8 protein-coding genes are annotated in these 9,837 nt (G+C 74.0%); 6 read left to right on the top strand and 2 right to left on the bottom strand.

Translation table 11 applies throughout. The annotated features are described in order from the left end of the window. Positions 1–221 precede the first annotated feature (221 nt). From VR44_RS26885 to VR44_RS26870, 4 genes are all read left to right on the top strand, one after another. Positions 222–2,417: a molybdopterin oxidoreductase family protein gene (locus tag VR44_RS26885; protein WP_045950197.1), complete on the top strand. Its 2,196-nt coding sequence runs from the start codon at positions 222–224 to the stop codon at positions 2,415–2,417. Positions 2,418–2,490: 73 nt separating this feature from the next. Next, positions 2,491–3,921, top strand: a complete 1,431-nt coding sequence (locus VR44_RS26880; RefSeq protein WP_045950196.1) for a CitMHS family transporter — start codon at positions 2,491–2,493, stop codon at positions 3,919–3,921. Between the two features lie 105 nt (positions 3,922–4,026). Next, positions 4,027–5,439, top strand: a complete 1,413-nt coding sequence (locus tag VR44_RS26875; RefSeq protein WP_045950195.1) for an aldehyde dehydrogenase family protein — start codon at positions 4,027–4,029, stop codon at positions 5,437–5,439. Between the two features lie 105 nt (positions 5,440–5,544). Beyond that, positions 5,545–6,624 (top strand): Zn-dependent alcohol dehydrogenase, encoded by a 1,080-nt coding sequence (locus VR44_RS26870; RefSeq protein WP_045950194.1) that lies wholly within the window; start codon positions 5,545–5,547, stop codon positions 6,622–6,624. An 83-nt stretch (positions 6,625–6,707) separates the two neighbouring features. Here the strand turns inward: VR44_RS26870 and VR44_RS26865 are convergent, their stop codons facing one another. Beyond that, the gene (locus VR44_RS26865; RefSeq protein WP_045950193.1) at positions 6,708–7,367 is read right to left on the bottom strand and encodes a TetR/AcrR family transcriptional regulator; all 660 of its coding nucleotides are present in this window, start codon (positions 7,365–7,367) and stop codon (positions 6,708–6,710) included. A gap of 86 nt (positions 7,368–7,453) precedes the next feature. Here VR44_RS26865 and VR44_RS26860 point away from each other — a divergent pair, with 86 nt between their 5' ends. After that, a complete protein-coding gene (locus VR44_RS26860) occupies positions 7,454–8,608 on the top strand; it encodes an acyl-CoA dehydrogenase family protein (RefSeq protein WP_045950192.1) in 1,155 nt (384 codons plus the stop codon). A 103-nt stretch (positions 8,609–8,711) separates the two neighbouring features. Continuing rightward, complete coding sequence (locus tag VR44_RS26855; protein WP_045950191.1) at positions 8,712–9,359, top strand: TetR/AcrR family transcriptional regulator; 648 nt, start codon at positions 8,712–8,714, stop codon at positions 9,357–9,359. Between the two features lie 6 nt (positions 9,360–9,365). Here VR44_RS26855 and VR44_RS26850 read toward each other — a convergent pair whose 3' ends face one another. Further along, entirely contained in the window at positions 9,366–9,827 is a 462-nt protein-coding gene (locus VR44_RS26850; RefSeq protein ID WP_045950190.1) for a MaoC family dehydratase, read from the bottom strand. Between the last annotated feature and the right edge of the window lie 10 nt (positions 9,828–9,837).

The raw sequence follows: 9,837 nt of genomic DNA, 5'->3' as shown, positions 1-9,837 counted from the left end.
GTCCTGGACTGACCCGGCCGCCGCCGCCGCGCCCGCCCCGCCCCGCGCTCCCGCCTTGCGCCCGCCCTCGCCGCGCCCGGCGGGACCCGACCGGCCGCACGCCCCCCTCCCCACCGTGCCTACCGGTCGGTATGCTCGGGGCGCCCGCGGGCCCGCGCCGCCGTGAAGCCGGCCCCGCCGGTCCGCGCCCGCGCCGCCGCCTGCCGCCCCCGGGAGGGCCCATGCCCCGCACCGCCCCGCGTATCTGCCCGCTCTGCGAAGCCACCTGCGGCCTCACCCTCACCATCGAGGGAACCACCGTCACCGGCGCCCGAGGCGACCGCGACGACGTCTTCAGCCGCGGCTTCATCTGCCCCAAGGGCGCCGCCTTCGGCGCCCTCGACTCCGACCCCGACCGGCTGCGCACCCCCCTCGTCCGCCGGGACGGCCAACTGCGGGAAGCCACCTGGGAGGAGGCGTACGAGGCCATAGCCGCCGCCGTACCCGCCCTCGTCGGGGAACACGGGGCCCAGTCCGTCGGCGTCGTCCTCGGCAACCCCAACGCCCACACCATGGCCGGCGCCCTCTACCCGCCGCTCCTCCTCAAGGCCCTGGGCACCCGCAACCTCTTCACGGCCAGCACCCTCGACCAGATGCCCAAGCACGTCTCCAGCGGACTCCTGTTCGGCGACCCCTTCGCCATCGCGGTCCCCGACCTGGACCGCACCGACTTCCTCCTGCTGATCGGCGCCAACCCCGTCGAGTCCAACGGCTCCCTGTGCACCGCCCCCGACTTCCCCGGCCGGCTCAAGGCCCTGCGCGCCAAGGGCGGCACGCTCGTCGTCGTCGACCCGCGCCGCACCCGCACCGCCCGGCTCGCCGACCGCCACCTCGCCCCCCGCCCCGGCAGCGACGCCCTGCTGCTGGCGGCGCTCGCGCACACCCTCCTGGACGAGAAGCTCACCGCGCCCGGCGCGCTCGCGGACCACATCGAGGGACTCGGGGAACTCGCCGACGCCCTCGCGAGTTTCACTCCTGAGGCCGTCGCCCCCGCCTGCGACCTGCCGGCCGAGGAGATCCGCACCCTCGCCCGGGAGCTCGCGGCCTCGCCGACCGCCGCCGTCTACGGGCGGGACGTCCTGAACGTGCTCACCGGCAACCTCGACCGCCCCGGCGGGGCCCTCTTCCCGCTCCCCGCCACCGGCCCGCGGCCCCGCCCCGCCGGCCCGGGCAGGGGCTTCGCCCTCGGCCGCTGGCACAGCAGGGTCAGCGGGCACCCCGAGGCCAAGAGCGAACTGCCCACCGCCGCACTGGCCGAGGAGATCGAAACGCCGGGGGAGGGGCGCATCCGCGCCGTGATCAGCATCGCCGCCAACCCCGTCCTGTCGGCCCCCGACGGGCGGCGCCTCGACGCGGCACTGGCCGGCCTCGATTTCATGATCAGCGTCGACCCCTACCTGAACGAGACCTCCCGCCACGCCCACGTCGTGCTGCCCCCGCCGCCGCCCTCCCGGACCGCGCACCACGACTTCTCCTTCAACGGGTTCGCCATCCGCAACCAGGTCCGCTACACCCGCCCCGCCGTCCCCCTGGAAGCGGACCGGCTCGACGAGTGCGAGATCCTCGCCCGCCTCGTCCTGGCCGTCTCCGGCATGCACGGCTCCGCCGAGCCCTCCGCCGTCGACGACATGGCGGTCCGGGCCGCCCTCGCCAAGGAGACCGCCGACCGCGACTCCCCCCTGCACGGAGCCGATCCGGCCCGCCTCGAGGCGATGCTGACCGGTGAGAACGGCCCCGAGCGCAGGCTCGACCTGATGCTCCGGCTCGGGCCGTACGGCGACCTGTTCGGGACCGCCGGGCCCGAGACGGCGGACCGAGGGCTCAGCCTCGAACGGCTCCTCGCGCACCCCCACGGCATCGACCTGGGCCCGCTGGAGCCCCGGCTCCCCGGACTGCTGAGGACCCGCAGCGGCAGGATCGAGCTGCTGCCGGACCCGATCGCCGCCGAGCTGCCACGGCTGCGCGCGGCGCTCACCGAACGCCCCGCCGCCCTGGTGCTCGTGGGCCGCCGCCACCTGCGGTCCAACAACAGCTGGCTGCACAACGTCCCGGCCCTCGTCGGAGGTTCCAACCGCTGCACCCTCCAGGTCCACCCCCGGGACGCCGACCGGCTCGGCCTCGCCGACGGCGGCCGGGCCCGGGTCACCGCGGACGGCGGCAGCCTGGACGTCCCGGTGGAGGTCACCGACACCGTCCGCACCGGTGTGGTCAGCCTCCCGCACGGCTGGGGCCACGACCGCGACGGCACCCGGCTCACGGTGGCCGGCGCCGCGCCGGGGGTCAACGTGAACCAGCTCCTCGACGGCAGCCGCCTCGACCCCCTGTCGGGCACCGCCGTGCTCAACGGCTTCCCCGTCACCCTGACGCCCCTGCCCTGAGCTGGGGTTTTGCTCGTATTGCTCACGCGTGGACGTCTTGTTGGCCCCAGGAGGCGGCACCTACCTTCCCTGCATGCTGACCTTCCTCGGCTTCGCCATGATCGCGACGTTCCTGGTCCTGATCATGATGAAGAAAATGTCGCCCATCGCGGCGCTCGTCCTCATCCCCGCGCTCTTCTGCGTCTTCGCCGGAAAGGGCGCGCACCTCGGGGACTACGTCATCGACGGCGTCGGCAAGCTCGCGCCGACCGCCGCCATGCTGATGTTCGCCATCGTCTACTTCGGCGTGATGATCGACGTCGGTCTCTTCGATCCGGTCGTCCGGGGCATCCTGCGGTTCTGCAAGGCCGACCCCATGCGGGTGGTGGTCGGCACGGCCGTCCTCGCGGCGGTCGTCTCCCTCGACGGGGACGGTTCCACCACCTTCATGATCACCGTCTCGGCCATGTACCCGCTCTACAAGCGGCTCGGCCTGAGCCTGGTGGTCATGACGGGGGTCGCCGCGACCGCCAACGGGGTCATGAACACCCTGCCGTGGGGCGGGCCCACCGCCCGGGCCGCCACCGCCCTCAAGCTCGACGCCTCGGACATCTTCGTCCCCATGATCCCGGCCCTGGCCGCCGGCCTGGTCTTCGTCCTCGTCCTGGCCTACGTCCTGGGCGTCCGCGAGCGCCGCCGGGTCGGCTCCCTCGTCATGCCCGGCGAGGAGGCCGCGCGGGAGCCGGAATCCCTGGTCGCGGCCGGATCCGGTGCGAAGGCGGCCGCCGGGGGCGCGGGTGCCGCCACCGGCGGCGGGAGCGGCGCCGGCCCGGACGCGGAGCCCGAGCCCGCCCCCGAAGGCCCCGCGCCGGCCCCCGAGGACATGCAGGGCCTGGACCCCCACCGCCCGACCCTCCGGCCCCGCCTCTATTGGTTCAACGCGGGCCTCACCGCCGCCCTGCTCACCGCGATGATCATGGAGCTGCTGCCCATCCCGGTGCTGTTCCTCTTGGGCGCCGCCCTCGCCCTGACGGTCAACTTCCCGCACATGCCCGACCAGAAGGCCCGGATCGCCGCCCACGCCGACAACGTCCTCAATGTCGCCGGCATGGTCTTCGCGGCCGCCGTCTTCACCGGCGTCCTCTCCGGTACCGGCATGGTCAAGCACATGGCCGACTGGCTGGTCGGCGCCATCCCCGACGGCATGGGCCCGCACATGGCCCTGGTCACGGGCCTGCTGAGCCTGCCCCTCACCTACTTCATGTCGAACGACGGCTTCTACTTCGGGGTGCTGCCGGTCCTGGCCGAGGCCGGCGCGGCCCATGGCGTCCCCCCGCTCGAGATCGCCCGCGCCTCCCTGGTCGGGCAGGCCCTGCACATGTCCAGCCCGCTGGTTCCGGCCGTCTACGTACTCGTCGGCATGGCCAGGGTCGAGTTCGGCGACCACACCCGCTTCACCGTGAAATGGGCGGCCCTCACCTCCCTCGTGGTCCTCGGCGCAGGGATGCTTTTCGGCATCATCTGAGCCCCGGGACCCCGGCCGTCCGAAAACTACCGGCGCTAGTTTGTAGGGTGTCGGGGACGTCAGGTCAGCGTGTCTACGCGCTCGTGCGCGCTCGGGAGGATAGCGATGAAGGCCCACGACGGGATGTACATCGGCGGGGAATGGCGGCCCGCCGCCGGATCCGGCCGCATCGAGGTGATCAACCCGGCCGACGAGCAGGTCATCGGCGGCGTCCCGGCCGGTACGGCCGAGGACGTGGACGCGGCCGTACGCGCCGCCCGCGCGGCCTTCCCGGGCTGGGCGGCCACCCCTGCGGCCGAGCGGGCCGCGCTGATCGGGGCCCTGCGGGACGTGCTCGTCGCCCGCAGGACCGAGATCGCCGAGACCGTCACCGCCGAACTGGGCTCCCCGCTCGGCTTCGCGGAGGCGGTGCACGTCGGCGCACCCATCGCGGTGGCCGCCTCGTACGCCAAGCTGGCCGCCTCGTACGCCTTCGAGGAACGGCTGGGGAACTCCACCGTGTTCCTGGAGCCGGTCGGCGTGGTCGGGGCGATCACGCCGTGGAACTATCCGCTGCACCAGGTCGTTGCCAAGGTGGCACCCGCTCTCGCCGCCGGCTGCACCATCGTCCTCAAGCCGGCCGAGGACACCCCGCTGACCGCACAGCTCTTCGCCGAAGCCGTGCACGAGGCGGGCATCCCGGCCGGAGTCTTCAACCTGGTGACCGGTACCGGTCCGGTCGCCGGCCAGGCGCTGGCCGAGCACGAAGGGGTCGACCTCGTCTCCTTCACCGGCTCGACCGCCGTCGGCAAGAAGATCGGCGCCATCGCCGGCGCAGCCGTCAAGCGCGTCGCCCTCGAGCTCGGCGGCAAGTCGGCGAACGTCATCCTGCCCGGGGCCGATCTGGCCAAGGCCGTCGCGGCGGGCGTCGGACACGTCATGAACAACACCGGCCAGAGCTGCAACGCGCTCACCCGCATGCTCGTCCACCGGGACCAGTACGAGGAGGCCGTCGCCCTCGCGGCCGCCGCCGTCGCCAACTACCCCTCGGGCGACCCCCGGGACCCGGGCACCCGCCTCGGGCCGGTCGTCAACGCCAAGCAGCGCGACCGGGTGCGCGGATACATCGCCACGGGCGTGGAGGAAGGCGCGCGCCTGGTCGCGGGCGGCCTCGACGCGCCCCACGAGCGCGGGTACTTCATCGCCCCGACCGTCTTCGCCGACGTCACCCCCGAGATGACCATCGCCCAGGAGGAGATCTTCGGCCCCGTGCTGTCGATCCTCTCCTACCAGGACGAGGAGGACGCCCTGCGGATCGCCAACGGCACCGTCTACGGCCTCGGCGGCGCCGTATGGGCGGCGGACGCCGAGACGGCCGTGGCGTTCGCGCGCCGGATGGACACCGGGCAGGTGGACATCAACGGCGGCCGTTTCAACGTGCTCGCCCCCTTCGGCGGCTACAAGCAGTCGGGCGTGGGCCGCGAGCTGGGCCCGCACGGCCTGGGGGAGTACCTCCAGACCAAGTCCCTGCAGTTCTGAGTCCGATCAGCCCAGCCCAGCCCAGCCCAGACCTGACCGGCCTCGCCCTGCCTGGCCCGCTGAAGACGCCCGAGCCCCCGAAGACACGACACGGAGACGACGACCATGGTCCGCGCCGCCATCCTGCCCGCCGTCGGAGCCCCGCTGGAGATAAGGGAGATCGTGCTGCCCGATCCCGGACCCGGGCAGGTCCGGGTCCGGCTCGCCGCCGCCGGGGTCTGCCACTCCGACCTCTCCCTCACCGACGGCACCATGCGGGTGCCCGTCCCCGCCGTCCTCGGCCACGAGGGCGCGGGGACGGTCCTCGCCGTGGGGGAAGGGGTGACCCATGTCGCCCCGGGCGACGGGGTGGTGCTCAACTGGGCGCCGTCCTGCGGGGAGTGCCACCACTGCCGGATCGGCGAGGTCTGGCTCTGCGCCAAGGCCCTGTCCGGGGTCGGCGCGGTCTACGCCCACGACGCCGGGGGCGTGGAGCTGCATCCCGGGCTGAACGTCGCCGCGTTCGCCGAGGAGACCGTCGTCGCGGCGAACTGCGTGCTGCCCGCGCCCGCCGGGATCCCGCTCCAGGAGGCGGCGCTGCTGGGCTGCGCGGTGCTGACCGGCTACGGGGCCGTGCAGCACAGCGCGCGGGTGCGGGCGGGGGAGTCGGTGGCGGTGTTCGGGGTCGGCGGCGTCGGCCTCGCCGCCCTCCAGGCGGCGCGGATCGCCGGGGCGGGGCCGGTCGTGGCCGTCGACGTCTCCCCGGCCAAGGAGGAGCTGGCGCGGGCCGCCGGGGCCACCGAGTTCGTCCTGGCCTCGGAGACCACGGCGAAGGACGTCCGTGCGCTGACCGGAGGGCAGGGGGCGGACGTGGCCGTCGAGTGCGTGGGGCGGGCGGAGACGATTCGCTCCGCGTGGGAGTCGACGCGGCGGGGCGGACGGACGACCGTCGTCGGGATCGGGGGGAAGGAGCAGCGGGTGAGCTTCCACGCGCTGGAGATCTTCCACTTCGCGCGGACGCTCAGCGGGTGCGTGTACGGGAACAGCGACCCCGCGCGGGACCTGCCGGTGATCGCCGAGCACGTTCGCGCGGGGCGGCTGGATCTGGGGTCGATGGTGACCGACCGGATCGGGCTCGACGGGATCCCGGCGGCGTTCGAGGCGATGGTCTCGGGCAAGGGCGGGCGGTCGCTGGTCGTGTTCTAGTTCCACGGGCTCCGCCCCTGCCCCCGCGCCTCGAACGCCGCCGGAACTGGAAGCCGGCAGCTCCCTGTCGGCGGGGCGGGGTGTCAGGGCCGGGGCGGTTCGGGGCGGAGGGCCTCGTACTGGAGGGTCAGGCCGTCCAGGAGGGCCGTCAGGCCCGTTTCGAAGGCGCCCTCGTCGACCTCGTGCCGGCGGTCCGCCAGGAGGTGGGCCTGGCCCAGGTGCGGGTAGTCCGCCGGGTCGTAGGCGGTCTCGTCGTCCACGAAGCCCTGGGCGAAGGAGGCCACGGCCGAGCCCAGGATGAAGTACCGCATCAGGGCGCCGATCCGGGTCGCCTGCGCCGGGGGCCAGCCCGCCGCCGTCATGGCGCCGAACACCGCGTCCGCCAGGCGGAGCCCCGCGGGGCGGCGGCCCGGGCCCCGGGCCAGTACCGGGACGATGTTCGGGTGGTCGGCCAGGGCGGCGCGGTAGGAGTGGGCCCAGGCGTGCAGGGCGGGCCGCCAGTCGGAGGGCCCGTCGACCCCGTCGAACATCGACAGGTCGACCCGCGCGCTCACCGCGTCCGCGACCGCCTCCAGGATCGCGTCCTTCGTCCGGAAGTGGTTGTAGAGGGACGGCCCGCTCACCCCGAGCGCGGCCGCCAGCCGCCGCGTCGAGACGGCCTCCAGCCCCTCCGCGTCCACCAGCTCGCCCGCCGCCTCGACGATGCGGTCCCGGCTGAGGAGGGGCTTGCGCGGTCTGGCCATGCGCCACATAGTAGGCCCTGCCACGGCATAAACTAGCGCTGGTAGTTAAAACGCCCGCCCGCCGCCCCACGCCCCGGAGGAATCCCGTGAACCTGGAGCTCAGCGAGGAGCAGGAGGCCGTGCGCCGGCTCGCCCGCGCGTTCACCGAGCGCGAGGTCTCCCCGTACGCCGCCGACTGGGACCGCGCCGAGAGCGTGGACCGGGCGATCGTGAAGAAGCTCGGGGACGTCGGCTTCCTCGGCCTCACCGTCCCCGAGGAGTACGGCGGCTCCGGCGGCGACCACCTCTCCTACGCGCTGGTCACCGAGGAGCTCGGCCGCGGGGACTCCGCCGTGCGCGGCATCGTCTCCGTCTCCCTCGGCCTGGTCGCCAAGACCGTCGCCGCCTGGGGGACCGAGGAACAGAAACGTTCCTGGCTGCCCCGCCTCTGCTCCGGCGAGGCCCTCGGCTGCTTCGGCCTGACCGAGCCCGGCACCGGCTCCGACGCGGCCGCCCTCACCACCCGCGCCGTGCGCGAGGGCGACGCGTACGTCATCACCGGCAGCAAGATGTTCATCACCAACGGGACCTGGGCCGACGTGGTCCTGTTGTTCGCCCGGACCGACCCCGCCACCCCCGGCCACCGCGGGATCTCCGCCTTCCTCGTCCCCGCCGACGCCCCCGCCCTGACCCGCCGCGAGGTCCACGGCAAGCTCGGCCTGCGCGGCCAGGCCACCGCCGAACTCGCCCTCGACGGTGTCCGCGTCCCCGCCTCCGCGATGCTCGGCCCCGAGGGCAAGGGCTTCTCCGTCGCCATGTCCGCCCTGGCCAAGGGGCGGATGTCGGTGGCCGCCGGCTGCGTCGGCATCGCCCAGGCGGCCCTGGACGCGGCCGTCTCCTACGCCGGGCAGCGCGAGCAGTTCGGCAAGCCGATCGCCCACCACCAGCTCGTCCAGGAGCTGATCGCCGACATCTCGGTCGACGTCGACGCCGCCCGGCTGCTGACCTGGCGGGTCGCCGACCTGATCGACCGCGGGCGGCCCTTCGCCACCGAGGCCTCCACCGCCAAGCTGTTCGCCTCCGAGGCTGCCGTGCGCGCCGCCTCCAACGCCCTCCAGGTGCACGGCGGCTACGGGTACATCGACGAGTACCCGGCCGGGAAGCTGCTGCGCGACGCCCGCGTCATGACCCTCTACGAGGGCACCAGCCAGATCCAGAAGCTGCTCATCGGGCGCGCCCGCACCGGGGTCTCCGCCTTCTGAGGGCCGCCGGGCCCTTCCGGGGCCCGCCCGCAGCGCGGTTCCTAAGCGCTTGCTCACCCTCCGGTAGGCTGTTCCCTTCCTACAGGGCGGAGAGGGTGAGCGAATGGACAGCACGGCGGAGACCACCGACGGCTACCAGGCGTGGTCGGAGGTCACCCCGGACGCCGCCCGCCGGCTGCTCGTGGCGGCCGTCGAGGCCTTCGCGGAGCGCGGCTACCACGCGACGACCACCCGCGACATCGCCGGGCGCGCGGGGATGAGCCCGGCCGCCCTCTACATCCACTACAAGACCAAGGAAGAGCTGCTCCACCGGATCAGCCGCATCGGCCACGACAAGGCCCTGGAGATCCTGGAGACCGCTGCCTCCGCCCCGGCGGCCGCAGCCGAACGGCTCGACGCCGCCGTACGGTCCTTCGTCCGCTGGCACGCCGCGCACCACACGACCGCGCGCGTGGTCCAGTACGAGCTCGACGCCCTCGCCCCGGAGCACCGCTCCGAGATCGTCGCCCTGCGCCGCCGCAGCGACGCCGCCGTGCGGCGCATCCTCTCCGAGGGCGTGCGGGCGGGGGAGTTCGACGTCCCCGACGTCCCCGGCACCACCCTCGCCGTCCTGTCCCTGTGCATCGACGTGGCCCGCTGGTTCAACGTGGACGGGCGGCGCACGCCCGACGAGGTCGGCGCCCTCTACGCCGACCTCGTCCTGCGGATGGTGGGAGCGCGCCCCGCCGCCGGGACCGCCCCGAAGCGATAGCGCGGCTCAGAAGTAGTAGCGGGACAGCGACTCCGCCACGCACACCGGCTTCTCGCCGCCCTCGCGCTCGACCGTCACCGTCGCCGCGACCTGCACCCCGCCGCCCGCCTCCGTGACCTCCGTGATCACGGCGGTGGCGCGCAGCCGCGAGCCGACCGGCACCGTCGCGGGGAAACGCACCTTGCCCAGGCCGTAGTTGATGCCCATCCGCATGCCCTCGACCCGCATGATCTGCGGCACCAGGCTCGGCAGCAGGGACAGGGTCAGGTAACCGTGCGCGATGGTGGTGCCGAAGGGGCCGGCGGCGGCCCGCTCCGGGTCCACGTGGATCCACTGGTGGTCGCCGGTCGCGTCGGCGAAGAGGTCGATCCGCTTCTGGTCCACCTCCAGCCACCCGCTCGGCCCGAGCGGCTCGCCGATCGCGGCGCGCAGCTCCTCGGCGGACGTGAAGATCCTCGGTTCGGTCATGCCCCTGCCC

The organism is Streptomyces katrae (genome assembly GCF_000966975.1).
GTDB classification, from domain to species: Bacteria; Actinomycetota; Actinomycetes; order Streptomycetales; family Streptomycetaceae; genus Streptomyces; species Streptomyces katrae.
Note: the sequence above shows the minus strand (reverse complement) of the source record. Positions and strands in the feature narration are given on the sequence as shown.